The following is a 16,846-nucleotide window of genomic DNA, read 5'->3' as shown; positions in this document are numbered from 1 at the left end:
CGGGCCAACGACGGGTGACTGGCATCCAGCTCTTGCTACCGCACTCACCCGGCCCGGCGACAGAACCGACGAGCCGGCTGCCCAAGCGGAGATATCTTGGCAATTTCTCGACTATGCTCCTGCTGAAGTTCGAACTTTTCCCGGCTAAGTTGAATTGGCACGAGGCACTATATTGTGACCGCTCTGGATGGACCGATTGTTCGTAGCTCCGCGTCGCCATTATCGAAGGAGCTAACGCGCGGGGAGTTCTTTGCGGGACTATTCGCGCTGGCTTGTGCCAGTGGCCTCGCATCCCGAGTCATTCAATCGATCCACAGGCTTGGATTGATGGATGCGCTTCTCGGCACCTTTGAGATCAGTGTAATAGTCTGGATATCGTGCGCCGCCGGCGTCTATCTCGTTCTTCAAGATCGAACGATTGGGATTCGACCTGTAGAACTCGCCCTGGGAGCGGCCGTTGTGCTGCTCGCCATTCTACCAATAGCCCCCGTCAGCTGGCTGGCAGTAACTGCGCTCAGCCTGTACATCATCAAAACTGCCGATGTCTCATCGTCGCGGCGTGGCTCTTTCATATTGCTGGCTACCGCCGTACCCATGTTTTGGAGCCGCTTGCTCTTTCAGTTTTTTGCCGAGCCGATATTGCGGATCGATGCATCGCTCGTTGGCTGGCTATTGCGGACGCATCGAACCGGGGACATCGTCGAATTTGCCGACGGTTCCGGCGTTCTGGTCATTCTGCCAGCGTGTTCTTCGCTCGCAAACGTGTCGCTTGCAATTCTGTGCTGGGTAACCCTGAGCCAGTTAGTCAGCCACAAGAAATCTGCTTACGATCTATTCTGGTCTCTGATGGCCTGTTTTTCCGTCGTCGCGGTGAATGTCACCCGCATAAGCTTTATGGGATTGAGTCAATGGCACTACTCTATGTTTCACAGTCCCTGGGGCGACGCGGTCGCGAACACCACCATCCTGAGCCTGATGATCGGCTTCTGCGCTCTGGGGGTAAGGCGTGAGCTCTTCCCGCGCATTTAGGTCGTGCATCGCGACCACGCTTTTCTTGGCCATTGGATGGAAGATTGCGATACCATTCGAGAATCCAAACTATTTAAAGGAGGATCTTGTCAGATTTCTCGAACGAAATCGCTTCAACGTCGTGGTGACCGACGAAATAGCGACTGACACACCGATCATCCGAGCTACGCGAGCGTCATGCCAACTGCAGGTGGCAAAGCTTACTCCCGATGGATCAAACCGAAATCTCATTCGACATTTTGCAACAGGCATGGATCGCTCCTTCGTCGTGCTTCGCGGCGAAGTGTACGCGGCACAACCAATAGCTTGGACAGTGCTGCACTATCTATGGTCCAGACTTCTTCGCGAGCTTGGATTGATCAGGCAGATCACCCCCGTTCTTGACGTGGCGGAAAGCTCGTCGTGCAATGCAGAGCTGCTTCCATGGGCTGAATTCCAAGATCGTCCGCCTGATAAGGCACGTCCAAATTTCCGATAATCGCGGCAATCGCGGGCTCAGACGTCTGGTTCCAGAAGAGCGCGGCGTCGTCTGGTCGCAGGCAATTCTCATCTTTATACCTAAGATTGATATTGACAGACTATTTAATTTAGGGTTATTAAATTGAATGACGCCAATTAATCTAGCCGGATTACAACAGCAGTCGAAAGGAATAAAATATGACGTTACCTGGATGGGCCCTTGCGATTTTTCTTGCGATGGCCGCAGCGGTGCCGGCCGGCGTCTATTTCACGGCTACTCTGTTCTTTCCTCCCGACCAATCGTACACTTACGTCGGTCAAGGGACGGCTCAGGGTGCACCGGGGCCCCTCGCCGGCGCGGGGCTATCCTTCGCCGCAGTTGCCTATGGCGCCTACTGGATGCTCAAGCGTCGTCGGCGCAAACCGGACTAGGCGCTGCGTGATCGTCTCCGCACTGCGCCCGCCCACCATCAAACAATTCAGCTCGCGGTCCATAGCACGCGAGCTGTGCCGCAAATGAACAAAGCCATTCTAATTCGCTAGTCTCGTCCTCTGGGATGTGTCCCACTGCCGTATTTCCGTTGGGACGCGACACTGAGGCCAATGGCAAAGTATCGAGCAAGGTTTTTTCTGTGCTGAAGAGAACGATCTCCGCCGCCAAGTCCTTCGCCCGGACTTATTCAGGCGCGCTAGAGGACCGGCGCGAGCTGGTGGATCTCCGCCATGGCCAGTCATAGCACTGCGCTGCTCAACCTCTGTGAATGCCTCCGTGGCGCGATACCGCAGCGTCCAGACTGGCTGTCTCTCATCGGATTAGCTAACGAAACGCTGACGACTCCCGCGCTGATCGATTTCGTCGATCGATTCGATCAAAGTTTGCCGGAAGACGTTCGTTCCTATGTGCGCAATATTTATCAGCGCAATCAGATCCGCAACGATTGCCTGACTGCTCAAGTCGCGGAGGCCGTTGTCGCACTCAATGAATGTGGCGTGACGCCCACGTTGCTGAAAGGAGCGGCAACGCTCGCGACGGCCCCGCGTAAACGGCGCGGGACCAAGATTATGGCCGACCTTGACCTTATGGTTGAGCCGGATCAGGTCCAGACGGCTATCGAGGCGCTGTCCGACATCGGCTATGCCATCGAATCTCAAACTCCCGCCGACAGTGAGGAATGGAGAACGGACCTCAAACGGTCGCGGGATGTTGGAATGATCGACCTCCACCGAAGCTTGCCTGGCCCAGCGTATTTCTACAGCTCCTCGGGTCACGTGTTAGACCACTGTCAACTGACCTCAATTGGTCCAGGCTCGGCCTATGTGCCGACACCAACTTACCAAGCGCTTTTGTTGACTATCCATGATCAATTTCAGGACTACGACTATTGGGTCGGCGGAATTGACTTGAGGCATCTCGTTGATTTGCGAAGCTTGACAGAGTCTCCGGAGGGCATTCATTGGGACCTGTTGGCTTCTTTGGCGCCGAGCAAGCTGGCGAGAAATGCGCTCGAAAGTCAGCTCGTCGCGTTGGCCGAGTTGCTCGGCGTGTACGTTCCTTTGTCCATGTGCAGCCGGTTCATTCCCCGCTTGCAGTTCAAGCGACGGCTGGTGCAAGCTCGCTTCCCGATCGCCCGTTGGCCTCTCCTGGCAGCGACGGTTCTCGACTATCGGAATTACCGCCGGGGTGTAGGTGCGGAATACCGTAGAGCGAGTCGATCTGGCAACGCGACTTGGACCATGCCCCGCCCCGAAACCCTTTGGCATATCCTGGAAATGACCGCCAATCATCGCATCGGGAAAATCTAGCAGGACCGGCGTGAGGACTCGCGGGCGCGTAACAGCGTTGTGCACTCGTTGGTGAGGCGGTTCGCGCACGAGAAATGCTATCGAACCATCTCACCATCGACGAGGAAGCGTTGTCGCCGATGAGTTTCCTCCCGACGATGCTGAGGAGTTACCGCTCTTTGAATGCACGCTCCGCCTGATCGTGCAGCGGCTTGAGCAGGTAGGATAGCGCGGTCCGACCGGCCGTCTTGATGAAGACCTCCACCGGCATGCCGGGCAAAAGCTTGGCCGATCCGAGTTTCGCCAGCTCTTCGGGCTTCAGCAGGACGCGCCCCGTGTAGTAACTCGTGCCGGCACGCTGATCCTGCGTAATGTCTGCCGAGACCACGCTGACCTCCCCATCGATTTCGGGCGTGGTCTTCTGGTTGAACGCTGCGAAGCGCATTGTCGCGGTCTGCCCCACATAGACTTGGTCGATATCGCGCGGTGCGATCTTGACCTCGATTGCAAGCGAATCCGCGTCAGGTACGATCAGCATGATTTGCTCGCCGGGAGAGATCACTCCCCCAACCGTGTGGACGCTGAGTTCATGGACGCGGCCGGATTGCGGTGCCCTGATATCGACCCGGTTCAATTGATCGACCGCCGCAGTCTTGCGCTCGCCCAGTTCGGAAAGTTTCGAGCGCGTTTCGATCAGGTCCTTACCGACCTCCGTCCGCAGGTCCTGATCGACCTGAATGATCTGGAGTCCGATTTCGGAGATCTTGCCCTTCGACTGAGCGATCATGCCAGCCAACTGACTGCGCTCGCCTTCGAGGCGGGCAGCATCGCGCTCCAGGGAATTGAGCCGCGTGATCGGCACCAGATTTTTTTGCCAAAGGCTGCGCACGCCTTCCAGCTCCTGGCGAATAAAATCGACCTCCTTCTGCTTGGCCTCGGTCTGCCCCGTATAGCCCTTGATCTCGTTCTCCAGCTGCGCGCTCTTCTCCTGCAGCTGTGCTTTTTGGCCGCTCCTCGCCTGGCGACGCAGGTCAAACAGCTTCCGCTCAGCGGTGACTACTCGGCTCGCCTCGGAGTTGTTCTCCTTGGCCCGGTCGAGCAGCAGCTTGGGAAACTTAAGCTCCTCGGCGCCATCGCGCTCGGCCTCGAGACGAGCCTGCCGCGCGAGCAACTCATCGATGCTGTTGGTAACGATGGTCGCATTCGCGAGCGTCTGAGTCTCGTCGAGGCGGATCAAAACGTCGCCTGCATTGACCCGATCGCCTTGCCGCACGCGCAACTCTCCCACGATCCCGCCAGTGGCGTGCTGAACCTTCTTGACACTCGAATCCACTACGACCACGCCTTGGGCGATCACCGCGCCCGACAATTGAGTCGTTGTCGCCCAGCCGCCGACCCCAAAGGTCACCAGAGCGAACATGATCATTCCGACGATCATGTAACGCTGGATGGATTGCAGTGCCGGCGCTACCTGACCGCTCATCGGCCGCCTCCTTGAGCTTCCGCGACGACCTTAAGAGGCACCGGATTTCGCAACACCTTCTTGAGAACCTCCTCCCTCTTACCGAAGGACTGAACCCTGCCTTCCCCGAGGCACAAGACATGGTCCACACCTTCAAGCGCCTTTGGACGATGCGCGACGACGACGACAATCCCACCGCGGCGGCGCACGTTCAGGATCGCCTCGGTCAGCGCCTCCTCGCCCTCCGCGTCGAGATTGGAAGAGGGCTCATCTAGCACGACCAGGAAGGGTTTGCCGTAGAAGGCACGTGCGAGACCGATGCGCTGCCGCTGCCCGGCGGACAGCGCCAGTCCCCCCTCGCCGATTTTCGTGCCGTAGCCGTCCGGAAGCGAAAGGATGAGATCGTGCGCGCCCGCGGCATGCGCGGCCTCCAGAACAACGGCGGCCGTCGCCTTCGGATCGAACCGTGCGATGTTCATTGCAATGCTACCGTCGAACAATTCGACATCCTGGGGCAAATAGCCGATGTGCTTGCCCAGGGCGTCCGAAGACCAGTGATCGAGCGCGGCATTGTCGAGCCGGATCCTGCCTCGCATGCTCGGCCATACCCCCACCAGCGCACGTGCCAGCGTTGATTTGCCGGATCCGCTCGGCCCAATGATTCCAACGGCCTGTCCGCTCCGCAGTTGGAACGACACTTCGCTGATGGTGGGCCTCTCCGAGTTTGGCGCGCCGATATAGAGATGCTCGACGGTGAGAGTCTCAGCAGGAGGAGGCAATGCCAGCCGCTCCTCCTCGCAGGGCAGAAGCTTCAGCAGACGATCGAGCCGTTGCCCCGATTGCCGCGCGGCGACGAATCCTTTCCAATTCGCAATGGCCATTTCGACGGGCGCCAGCGCCCGCGCGGTGAGGATCGACCCTGCAATGATGATGCCGGCCGTCGATTCCTGGTTGATGACGAGGACTGCGCCAACGGCAAGAACCAGCGATTGCAGGATCGCTCGAAAAAGCTTGGACGCACCACCGAGTCCGTTTGCGACATCGCTGGCTCGCTCATGGGCCGCGAGATACTTCGCGTTCACATCCTGCCAACGCAAGGCCGCCTGTTGCCGCATGCCCATGGCCTGCAGAACTTCGGCGTTTCGCCGCCCCTCGAGCGCCAGCGCGGTTCGCGAAACGGCGAGGCGCGAGGTCGCCTTTGCCGGACCTCGCGTGCGTGTTTCCGTGAGCATCGTAATCCCGACCAGCACCAGCGCGCCGGCCAGCGCAGTGACGCCAATCCAGAAGTGAAAGAGGAAGCAGACGCCGAGATAGATCGGCATCCAGGGCAGATCGAACAGCGCCGTCGGCCCTCCGCTCGACAGGAAGCTGCGGACCTGATCAAGGTCCCGCACGGGCTGCAAGCCGTCGCCATCGGCTCTGGTCTTCAAGGGCAGGCGAACAAGCGCGTCGAATATGCGAACGCCGAGCCTTTCATCGAAATACCGGCCGACCCGGGCACTGATCCTGCTCCTGACGAGGTCGAGCCCGCCCTGAAACAGGTAAAGCACCGTGGCCAGAACCATCAAGGCGATCAGCGTCGGTATGCTGCGCCCGGGCAGCACCCGATCGTAGACCTGCAGCATGAAAAACGAGCCGGTGAGCATGAGGAGATTGCTCATCCCGCTGAAGGCCGCGAGAGCCCAGAATATCCGGCGGCAGGACCGCAGGAAAGCCGACAGCTCCGACTGCGACTCATCATAGTCGCTACCCGGCCGCGGAAGTCTGGAGAACAGTCGTCGCCGCAAGATTTCGACGAGGTGCTTTGCCCAGGCGATCGGCCCTTGCGTCCGCAGTTCGGCATCTTCCGCCCACTGTCGTGCGACGGCCCCAAGTCTCGTCAAATGCGAAAGTTGGATCCGATAACGGCTGGCTGGCAGGGGGATTACCCCCCACCGTTCAAAGTTTGTCATGACTCCCGCCCTTGAAAACGTGCCTTATGTGACGATCCCCAAGAAGATCACAAAGGCAGTCCTGAGTTTGATTTCCCTGTCGTCGAGCTACTGTTACGCGAAGTAGAAGTCAGATCGATTTTGCGCACCGAGCCTGGCCAACTTGAGTGTGTCGCCTGCCGGTACCAGCGTGACATGATGGCCATCCCGCCATTTAATCTGCTCTCCCAACTTCTTCGACACATACTCCACCACGAAGTCGTTCGTAGAGCGCGACGTCGTGGCGATCTGTATCCACCACCTCATGGTTAATCAGCTTGGCCTCAGGTGCCGGTCGCCATGGGCTTTTTTGGGACAAGATGGGGGCCGGGCTGAGGTTTTTTTAACCAGCACATCAACTCACGCCACTGAAATAATTGCGCGATTTTCCTCCATTAAAACCGCCGCGAATTTCTCTGATGTCATGCCAGACGGCGAGTCTCAATACGCTTGTATTGCGGCACGGCCTCAGCCCACAGAAATCGTTTGCTTAAACGCCCGGCGAGCCCATCCGAGTACGAGGCCGACTCTTACGCCAGATTTAATTCTATTTATTTCCACGTGCTCGCGGTCTTAATGCGATGGGGACCGAGCCAGACAGTCGGCGCTGCATCCCGCGAACGTCGCGAAGCCGCTCACGCGCAGATCAATAGAGGCAGCCAGAATAAAAAGAAGGCGGGGGACCATCCCCCGCCTTCCATGATCTGCACCGCAGATTGGTGGCTACACCCTGTCGCTGAACACGTGACTACGCGAAATGGAAGTCATGGCTGTTCAGCTTGTCGAGCTGCGTGTTCTTCAGCGTGAGCGTGTCGTTCCCCGTCGCGATGACGACGTCGTGGCCTGACTGGGCCGCGTGGGAGAGAACGCTCGCAAAGCTGTCGAACACGCCCTTGCTGAACTCGATCGTGTCGTGAGCAGGTCCACGGGCTGCGAAGTCCTTGATGACGTCGTGGCCGAAGTTGGACGCAAACTCGAAGGTATCCGCCCCCCGTTTGCCGACCATGATGTCATTGCCCGTGGTGCCGGTCAGCGTATTGCTGCGGCCCGAGCCGATGATCGCCTCGCCCGAGCTGGTCCCGACCACGTGGCCGGTCGTATCGACCTGCTCCGCGGTAAAGGCGTGGGTCTTGCCCGACAGATCGGAGGTGTGGAAGCTCCACTTGCCGTTGTCACCCGCCGTGACCGAACCGACCGAAGTCGTGCCGTCAAACAGCTTGATCTGGCTGCTGGGATCGGCAGTGCCCTTGATCGTCGCGGTGTGATCCCAGTGCGAGCGCACGTTGGTGAAGTCCACCGTCGAGGTGCTCTCCTTGGGGCCGTGCGAGCCAATTGGCGGATCGATCGGCTGCGACAAGGCGCTGGTGTTACCGGCTGCGTCGGTGGCCGAGGCGACGAACGTGTGAGATCCGGTTTTGAGGCCGGAGGTCGTCACGCTGAAATGTCCATCGGCGCCTGTCGCCGCCGTGCCAAGCAGGGTCGTCCCCTCGTAGACCTTGATGGTGCTGCCCGCCTCGGCCGTTCCGGTCACCGTCGCACGATGATGACTGGTCACATCGCTGAGCAGAACCGGAGCATCGGGCGCAGCGGCATCCACCGTGACATCCAGCACAGTCGATGCCTTGCTGGTGACGCCAGAGACCGTGTCCGTCGCAGTGAGGCTATGCTTGCCATCGGGCAATGCGACAGTCGTGTAGTGCCAGGCTCCATTGGCGTCCGCTGTAGCGGTGCCGAGCTGGGTCGTGCCGTCGAACACTTTGACCGTACTGTTGGCAGCCGCAGTCCCCGCCACGGTCAGCGTCTTGTCGTTGGTGATGTGATCACCGGCGACACCGCTGTCCGTCGAGAAAGAGGCTATTTTCGGCGCGGCCGGCGCTGTGGTGCCCGAGCCGGAGGTGCCAGTACCCGAGGTACCTGAACCGGATGTGCCTGTACCCGAGGTGCCCGAACCGGACGTGCCCGTACCCGAGGTACCCGAACCGGACGTGCCCGAGCCGGTGGAGCCCGACGATCCAGAACCAATGACCGGATCCACAACCGTCGACGCAGCACTGACGTTGCCCGCAACGTCAGTGGCCTTCGCCGTCAGCGCATGTGAACCGGCCGACAACGCAGACGTCGTGACGCTCCACGCGCCGCTCGAGTTGGTTGTCGCCGTCCCGACCTGCGTCGTTCCGTCATACACCTTGATCGCGCTGTTCGCTTCGGCAGTCCCCGTCACCACCACCTGATTGGCAGAGTTGACGGTGTCGCTCGCGATCGTCGGTGCAGCTGGTGCCTTGGTGTCGACGGTGACAGCCACCGCAGCCGACGCAACACTGGTCTGGCCCGACGAGTTGGTCGCGGTCGCGGTGAGCGTATGCTTGGCGTCGGTCAGGACCTTTGTAATGTAATCCCAACCGCCAGTCGAAGTCGCAGTCGTCGAACCGATCTGGGTCGAACCGTCGTAGATTTTCACCGTGCTGCCGGCGGCGGCGGATCCCTTCAGCTCGACGGTGTTGTCGTTCGTCACGCCATCACCGGCGACGCCGCTGTCGGTGGAGTATGAGGCAATAGTGGGCGCAGCCGGGGCAGTGGGCGCAGCCGGGGCGCTCGTTGTCGGTGTCGATGTGCCCGTTGGAGGTGTCCCACTCTGGTCGAAGTAGGTTCCGGCCGTCATATTGACGTTGTTCGACTGCGTGACCGTCCCATTGTATGGACCGCCGCTGGAGCCGTTATAGTTGCCGACATACTCCCAACCGCCGCCGCCGCCATTGGCGCTGCCGATATTGGTCGTATCGAAGTAGTTGTTTTGAATGCTGGCAGTTCCAATCAGCCGCGACGTATCCAGAATGATGCCGTAGTTGACGTAGGCATCGTTCTTGGCAATGAACGTGTTGTTGTTGAACGATTCATGCTGCACGCCGCCGGCGTCAGAACCGCTATTCGCCGAAAAGGCGCTTATGCCCTGCGTGCGGCCGTCCGAGATAGGGGCCGTCTGCACGAACGTGTTGAAATTCACTTCGAAGTCGGCGGTATTCTTGCCAGGGAGATTATAGGTCTGGATCCAGTCTCCATGCGCTCCCTGCTCATAGCCCAACCCGGCGTCCTTGATCACGTTGTACTGGACGATCCAAGTCTCGCCGCCGACATCGGAGCTCATGACGAGGTTCTGGCCCCACGCATTTTGGATCATGTTGTATTGGATCGTGGTGGTGCCCGCACCGTCCGCAGCAATCAACATCTGCGAGCTCGAGCCCGCGCCATCAATCAGGTTATTCTGGATGGTTACATTGCTGGCGTTCTGGCTGACGTAGATTGGCGTGTTGCCATTGCTACCGACGACAAACTTGCTGTTCTCGATCGTGATGTTCGATCCGCCATTGACGGATACACCCCAGCCGCCGTCGAGCGAGAAGTCATAGCCATTGAGCGTGACGTTGCTTCCACTGACATTGATGATGTGATTGGCCTGGTCGACCGACACACCAGCCATGGAAATGGTCGACGGGTTGCTGAGGGTCGTCCCACTTGAATATCCGACAGCGTAGTCGACGCCCGCCACACTCCAGGTCGGTCGGGCTGCGTAGCCATCCAATAGCGTTGGCAGTTGCGGTGTATTAGTCGGCGCAGTGGCCAGACCGTCGTTCAGAGCCATCAGGCTTTTCTCCAGTTTAGCTGTTTTGAGACAGTTTGTTCTTCACGCACGCGCTCAACGTCATATGCAGGATCCACCCCAAACGCGAAATCACGTGCCGCACGAAGGCTTGCTTCGATGGTCGATCACCGGGGACTTTTTTAGGACAACATCGGGGCTCCGCTAAGGTAATTTAAGCTGCGCATCGCCAAAGTTGCCACTGCGATTGCCACAAATGCTGATCGTGTCCACAGGATTAAATAACCAAAGCGATAATCGAAGAGACGCGCCATCTTCTTTTTTCAAATGCGCGCTCAACGATTATTATTCCTTGCTAGATAATACTGCGAGCCCACGTTATGCCCTTAATCGCACGAGTCCGAACCAATTACCGGAGCCGATTATTATCGAATTGCACCAACGGCTGTGGCCGCCGCGTTTGGAGAACGAACATCAACGTGCCACGTCCGAAAATCGGCCGCGATGCATCAACATCGAACCCGCCATTATCGGATTGGTCAGCATCGCCATTTGCGCGCGGTTCGTGCTAGTCGCGGCATCGTCTCAATCCGGCGGCAATCGTCTTGCCGATTCGGCGCGGCGGGACGGATCATCATTCCGTGGACCAAGCGCGGTGCGCTGCCGATCACTTGATTGGCGACCGCGATTCCGGAATGCATGCATTCGTTCGCATGGTGGCCGACGGAGCGGTCCGGTGCAGCCGGCCGAACCGTGGACGATCGAGGTCGTGCAGCCCAGAGTTCACCCTTGATCCACGATTGGGGCTGCGTTGATCTAGCTGGCCATGACGCTCGCGCGCTCCCCTTTTCACATTCAACGGATGTGTGCGCGCGCGCCCTTCTGCGCGCTCCACATACGCATCAGGAACACTGGTTCTCGTTCTACTCGAACGTGAAGGCGATTGGATCGCGCGCCCGCCGGCCTTCGTTGTGTCGGAAAAATGCAACGCCGTTCGGGTAGATCCGATAGCCTATGCAACGCTCGCGCGCTCCTGCCTCTCGCAGGAAAGCTGCACACAGCTTGCGCCTGGCTCAGCGCGATGGATTTAGGGCCGGATTTGATCGGTGCCCGACGAAGTAATCTGTGGGCCAGTCTGAGGAATCCCAGCGAGCGCCAAGTCGACCACCTGGCCGACGCTATTCTTCACGGTTGCGCCATTGAGGTTGATCGCCGTCGCCAACAATGGCGCGTTCTGGCCGGAGGCAACCGTGTAGCTAAAGATCAGACCGCTGGCGCCGGATCCGCCTGTATAGGTCGCGACGCCGCCATCGCTGAGGGTGAGAGTCGGAGCTTTATCTGAGACCGTCACCTTGACTGGCGCACTGAACTCGAGCGTCAGATTAACTGTGCTACCGGTTCCGGCGCTCCTGCCCGGTCGGGAGGCAACCACCTCTCTGATCGAGGTACCGCGCTGGTTGAAATATGATCCCGTCGTCATATTGACGTTGTTCGACTGAGTAACCACCCCACGGTATGGACCGCCGTTGGCACCGTTGTAGTTGCCGACATATTGCCAACCGCCGCCGCCGCCATTGGCGCTGCCGATATTTGTCGTATCGAAGCTATTGTTTCGAATGGTGGCAGATCCAATCAGTCGCGTGGTGTCCAGGATGATACCGTAGTTGACGTAGGCACCATTCCTGGCAATGAACGTGTTGTTATTGAACGACTCGGTCTGCACGCCACCCGCGTCAGAACCGTTGTTCGCCGAGAAGGCGCTTATGCCCTGTGTACGACCGGCAGAGATGGGCGCCGTCTGCACGAACGTGTTGAAATTCACTTCAAGGTCGGCGGTATTCTTGCCCGGGAGATTATAGGTCTGGATCCAGTCTCCATGCGCTCCCTGGCTGAAGCCCAATCCGGCGTCCTTGATCACGTTATACTGGACGATCCAAGTCTCGCCGCCGACATCTGAGCTCATGACGAGGTTCTGGCCCCACGCATTTTGGATCATGTTGTATTGGATGGTCGTGGTGCCCGTACCATTCACGCCAACCAGGATCTGCGCCGAAGAGCCCGCGCCATCAATCAAGTTATTCCGGATGGTTACATTGCTGGCGTCCTGGCTGACGTAAATTGGCGTGTGGCCATTGCGACCGACCACAAACTTGCTGTTCTGGATCGTGATGTTCGATCCGCCATTGACAGATGCTCCCCAGCCGCCATCAAGCGAGAAGTCATAGCCACTGAGCGTGACGTTGCTTCCGGTGACATTAATGATGTGATTGACCTGGTCGACCGATACACCGGCCATGGACATGGTCGACGGATTGCTGAGGGTCGTCTCACTTGAATATCCGACAGCGTAGTCGACGCCCGCCACACTCCAGGCCGGTCGGGCCGCGTAGCCGTCCAATAACGTTGGAAGTTGCGGCGTGTTGGCAGGTGCGTTGGCGGCCCCATCACTAGGACTCACGACCGCACCGCGGAGCGGTTTCGCGAGACGCGGCGCTTTCGCAACTTCTGCAAGACTCAACGAGACGAGTGACACCCACATCACGGCAATCGCAATGAAGCGACGGCTATATTCCGGCATGGTGATTACCCCCCTACGCAGGGGCGGCTGATGGACGCTGGCGCTGGGCACCCGCAGCCCCCGACAGGCCACCCGCACTGCAGTTTCGACATCGGACGCCTGAGCATCGCAATCTGGGACGGGTGCCGGCATGGCGGAAGAAACATGCTCGAACATGCCGTCCGGCACGCTCCCATTGCGTATTTCATATATATCAATATAATCCCATTTAATGCAAAGGCGCGAAATTATATAATTAATATCCACTAATTGGTCCGGCGAAGCCGGGTCTAAGATCTCCGCGAATTCCGGCTTTAATCACCCGATCTCAGTTCAACTATTAGCAGACATTCGCCACAAATGACCCCAACACAGCCGCCCAAACCTTCGATTTCAGTCATTGTGCCGCACCTGGATCAACCGGAGGGCCTTGCCGCATGCCTTGCCTCCCTGCAGGCGCAGACGTTGGATCGCTCGCTCTTCGAGGTCATCGTCGTTGACAACGGCTCAACCTGTAGGCCTGAAGCAATCGTTGCCCGGTATCGGGATGTTCGCCTGTTGTACGAATTGGAGCCCGGACCTGGTCCGGCTCGAAACCTCGGTGTAAGACACGCCGCCGGCAAGATTTATTGCTTTATCGACGCCGATTGCCGAGCTCACCCAGAGTGGCTTTCTGCAGCCCTAAACGCCCTCAATGCCCTCCCGCCGAACAGTATTCTAGGCGGAGACGTGCAGATTTGGCGTAAAGATCCGCAAAGATGGGGGGCGGTAGAAGCATTCGAAAGCATCTTCGGATATCGTCAAAAATTGCACGTGGAGTATTACGGCTTTTCCGGCAGCGGCAATCTCGCTGTACGCGCCGAGGATTTCCACAAAGTAGGCCCGTTTGCGGGCATTGCCTTAGCCGAAGACAAGGATTGGGGAGCCCGGGCCCGCGCTTGCGGCTTCGCATTTAAATACATTCCGCAAATGATCGTGTTTCATCCGGCGCGCCCGTCGCTTGGTCAGTTGTGCATTCAATGGGACCGCCTGATTCAACACACGCTTTCTGCAGCTCGCGGGAGGAGGCACTGGAAACTTCTTTGGGTCGCCCGTGCGGCTGCGGTTTTCGGCTCGCCCATCGTTGACATAGCTCAGGTTCTAAGATCCGACCGAATTGATGGGCTTTCAGCTCGGCTTGGGGCTTCGGGAACACTTGTTGTTATTCGCTCCTATCGAGCATGGAGGATGCTCACTCTTCTGCGATCGACCGACCGGGGAATTGTCTGGAATCGCAGCACCCCGGTAGGCGCCGGCAAAGAATAGAGCTCTGGGATGCTCATGATCTCTGTCCACCTTCCCTTGGGCGTGTCTCCAGGACATTTCCATCGGCACTTTCTGGCTTAGATGTGGAGAACTCTATGCGCGTGACGTTCGTGCTGCCCCATGCGGGCCTTTCCGGCGGCATTCGGGTGCTTTCGATCTACGCTGAACGGCTGAACCGGCGCGGACATGAGGTAACGGTCCTCTCACAACCGCGAACAAAGAGATCCCTCTTAGGGAAGATGAAGTCGCTGGCGCGCGGCACGGGATGGCCGACGGAACCGGGGCGCGAATCTTCCTTTTTCGACGATTGTGCGGTGCCACACCGCGTGCTCGAGTCAGCGAGGCCGGTAGTGGATGATGATGTGCCGGATGCTGACGTGGTATTGGCCACGTACTGGAAAACCGCGCCATGGGTGGCGGCACTGTCGCCCCGGAAAGGGGCAAAAGCAATTCTGCTGCAGGGATACGAAACTTCGCCGGGCCATTGGGAGCGGTCGATCGATGCGGCTTGGCGACTACCCTTGCATAAGATCGCGGTATCGAAATGGTTGGTGGATCTCGCGCGGGATCGGTTTGACGATTTGAACGTGCACCTGATTCCCAATAGCGTTGATACTGGACAATTCCATGCATCGCCACGGGGTAAGCGCGACAGGCCGACGGTGGGGATGCTTTATTCGACTCTACATCTGCGAGGAGTCGATGTGAGCTTGGCTGCGCTCGAGAAAGTCAAAAAGCAGATGGGCGATCTGCGCGTGGTGGCGTTCGGAGCGGAACCGGTTTCGGCGCGACTCCCTTTGCCGGCCTGGGCGGAGTTTCATTATCTTCCGGCCCAGAGTGAGCTTCGGCTACTCTATGGTCAGTGCGATGTGTGGCTGTGCGGCAGCCGGCGCGAAGGATTTCACCTTCCGATGCTCGAGGCCATGGCATGCAGATGTCCTGTCGTATCAACACGCATGGGTGGAGCGCCGGACATTGTGGAGGACGGCATTAACGGTTTTCTAGCCGAGGTCGAAAACCCTTCGGAGCTTTCTGAGCGGTTAGGAGAGGTATTGAGGCTAACTGAGGCGAAATGGCGAGGTATGTCGGACGCCGCACTCAGGACGGCCAACCGCTACACTTGGGACGACGCAACTGATCTGTTGGAGGCCGCCTTCTTTGATATGATTGGCGATACCGCGCGTCCCTGCGAAACAACCGGTTGGCGAGCGGGAAGATGGCCAAGTGGCCGAGGGCGCTGGAAACGAGAACACGCGATTTAACCAGATTCTGGCCGACGCTTTGAACGAGGCGCGCTTCACGTCGCTGGCAGCCGCGCGTCGCGAGCTCCTTTCAAGGCGCTGAACAAGCGCTCAGGTCAGGTGCAGCTGTCGGCCCATTGGAAAATTGAAGCCCTGAGCGTGATCTGCGAGTTCTGCTCGCCAAATGTCTCTCGACTGGTACTCAGCCAAGGAGGCCCTGATTCCGACGCACAGATTCAAGAATAGCCATGTTGCATCCCAAAAATGGACCGTCAGCCCAATGAGGGCGGTTGCTACGATAGCTAAGGTGAGCCCCGTTTGCGGATGGCCCGTGCCGATGGCGGGTGCCCCTTTCAGCAGTGGCGAGAACATCGTCATCAGCAACAGGATCACTGCCGGCAGACCGTACCGGAGTGCCTCAAGCAGCCAAAGGGAATCCACGCTCCTGAGGTAGATCAGCGCATCTCCTGGCTCGCCGAGGGACACGACACCGTGCCCGACAAAGGGAGATTGATCAATCAAGGGCAGCGCAAAGTTCCAGGTGCCTAGCCGAAAGAATCCTGTTTGGGAATCCAGCGTAAAGTGCGTCAATATCCATGCGATGGGATGATTGGAAATCAGGAATATGCCTCCCAAGAAGAGGGCAATCACGGTGATCAGAACCTTCCATCTCCAAACGTACCCCTTCATGATGCGGTCGTAGCAAGACACGGCCGTGACTATCGCCAAGCCAAACATAGGTCCTGATGACAGCGACAAGGCACATCCGAAATAACAGAGACTGACATACACGAAACGACTGATGCCCCGTTCCGCATAGAGAAAAATCGCGGCGGCAGCGACACAGAATGTTCCATAGTGTTCTGCTCCCTCAAACACCGAGGATGCGCGCACCCATCCGAAACGCCCGGCCACAAAGTTTGGCACGCCGAAGCTATCCAGTGTGACATAGCGACCGACCAGGACGTCAACTACCGCAAGCACAATGATCGTGACCGTGATCGGTCTGAGCGCCCGGACGAACGTTTGAAAATTCGACGGGCCGAAAACGAGGGCGCGACCGACCATATAGGCACCGATGAATTCGAGCGCTTCCGCGCCGACATAAGGCCTGAATCCGTTGTTAAAGGCTGTCGATGCAACCATCCAAATCGCGGCAGCAATTGCAAAATAATCCGATGCAATTCTGTGTCGGCCACGCGAGAACAACACTACAAGCGCAGGAATCAAGAGCAGGATTACGGCGACACGGCCCGGCGTAACATTGATGTCTCCAAGCGAAATCAGGATTGGCGGAAAAAGGATCCCAATCAGGGCGAACCATATGGTGAACGCACGCTGTCGTTCAGCGTCATCGAGAGTATCCCTCGATATGCTCCGACCGTAGATGCGACTGAGGTTTGCCGGGCGCCTGATTGGGGCGGCCACGCCTATTGCCATGAACTA

At 58.4% G+C, this 16,846-nt stretch carries 10 protein-coding genes; 5 read left to right on the top strand and 5 right to left on the bottom strand.

The genetic code is table 11. From position 1 onward, the window contains the following. The first annotated feature begins 327 nt into the window (after positions 1–327). The 3 genes from CWO91_RS02685 (at position 328) to CWO91_RS02675 (ending at position 3,291) form a co-directional block, all read left to right on the top strand. Entirely contained in the window at positions 328–1,029 is a 702-nt protein-coding gene (locus tag CWO91_RS02685; protein ID WP_130212128.1) for a hypothetical protein, read from the top strand. A 657-nt stretch (positions 1,030–1,686) separates the two neighbouring features. After that, positions 1,687–1,920, top strand: a complete 234-nt coding sequence (locus CWO91_RS02680; RefSeq protein ID WP_130212127.1) for a hypothetical protein — start codon at positions 1,687–1,689, stop codon at positions 1,918–1,920. A 291-nt stretch (positions 1,921–2,211) separates the two neighbouring features. After that, positions 2,212–3,291, top strand: a complete 1,080-nt coding sequence (locus tag CWO91_RS02675; protein WP_130212126.1) for a nucleotidyltransferase family protein — start codon at positions 2,212–2,214, stop codon at positions 3,289–3,291. A 148-nt stretch (positions 3,292–3,439) separates the two neighbouring features. On the opposite strand, the gene CWO91_RS02670 is transcribed toward CWO91_RS02675, so the two are convergent. From CWO91_RS02670 to CWO91_RS02655, 4 genes are all read right to left on the bottom strand, one after another. Beyond that, the gene (locus CWO91_RS02670) at positions 3,440–4,753 is read right to left on the bottom strand and encodes an HlyD family type I secretion periplasmic adaptor subunit (protein WP_130212125.1); all 1,314 of its coding nucleotides are present in this window, start codon (positions 4,751–4,753) and stop codon (positions 3,440–3,442) included. Beyond that, positions 4,750–6,684 carry a type I secretion system permease/ATPase gene (locus CWO91_RS02665; RefSeq protein ID WP_130212124.1) on the bottom strand — a complete coding sequence of 645 codons (1,935 nt, stop codon included), beginning with the start codon at positions 6,682–6,684 and terminating at the stop codon, positions 4,750–4,752. Before CWO91_RS02665 ends, CWO91_RS02670 begins: the two co-directional genes overlap by 4 nt. A gap of 766 nt (positions 6,685–7,450) precedes the next feature. Further along, positions 7,451–10,339: an Ig-like domain-containing protein gene (locus CWO91_RS02660; protein WP_130212123.1), complete on the bottom strand. Its 2,889-nt coding sequence runs from the start codon at positions 10,337–10,339 to the stop codon at positions 7,451–7,453. A 1,045-nt stretch (positions 10,340–11,384) separates the two neighbouring features. Beyond that, complete coding sequence (locus tag CWO91_RS02655; protein ID WP_130212122.1) at positions 11,385–13,031, bottom strand: right-handed parallel beta-helix repeat-containing protein; 1,647 nt, start codon at positions 13,029–13,031, stop codon at positions 11,385–11,387. Between the two features lie 183 nt (positions 13,032–13,214). On the opposite strand from CWO91_RS02655, the gene CWO91_RS02650 reads away from it, so the two are divergent. Together CWO91_RS02650 and CWO91_RS02645 are read left to right on the top strand one after the other, a co-directional pair. Further along, positions 13,215–14,159: a glycosyltransferase gene (locus CWO91_RS02650; protein ID WP_130212121.1), complete on the top strand. Its 945-nt coding sequence runs from the start codon at positions 13,215–13,217 to the stop codon at positions 14,157–14,159. Between the two features lie 95 nt (positions 14,160–14,254). Further along, on the top strand, positions 14,255–15,421 hold the full coding sequence (locus CWO91_RS02645; protein WP_165405189.1) for a glycosyltransferase family 4 protein: 1,167 nt from the start codon (positions 14,255–14,257) through the stop codon (positions 15,419–15,421). Positions 15,422–15,511: 90 nt separating this feature from the next. On the opposite strand, the gene CWO91_RS02640 is transcribed toward CWO91_RS02645, so the two are convergent. Further along, a complete protein-coding gene (locus CWO91_RS02640) occupies positions 15,512–16,840 on the bottom strand; it encodes an O-antigen ligase family protein (RefSeq protein WP_130212119.1) in 1,329 nt (442 codons plus the stop codon). Between the last annotated feature and the right edge of the window lie 6 nt (positions 16,841–16,846).

The organism is Bradyrhizobium genosp. SA-3, from assembly GCF_004212635.1.
Taxonomy (GTDB): domain Bacteria; phylum Pseudomonadota; class Alphaproteobacteria; order Rhizobiales; family Xanthobacteraceae; genus Bradyrhizobium.
The sequence above is the reverse complement of the archived record's forward strand: the minus strand, read 5'-3'. Positions and strand labels throughout refer to the sequence as shown.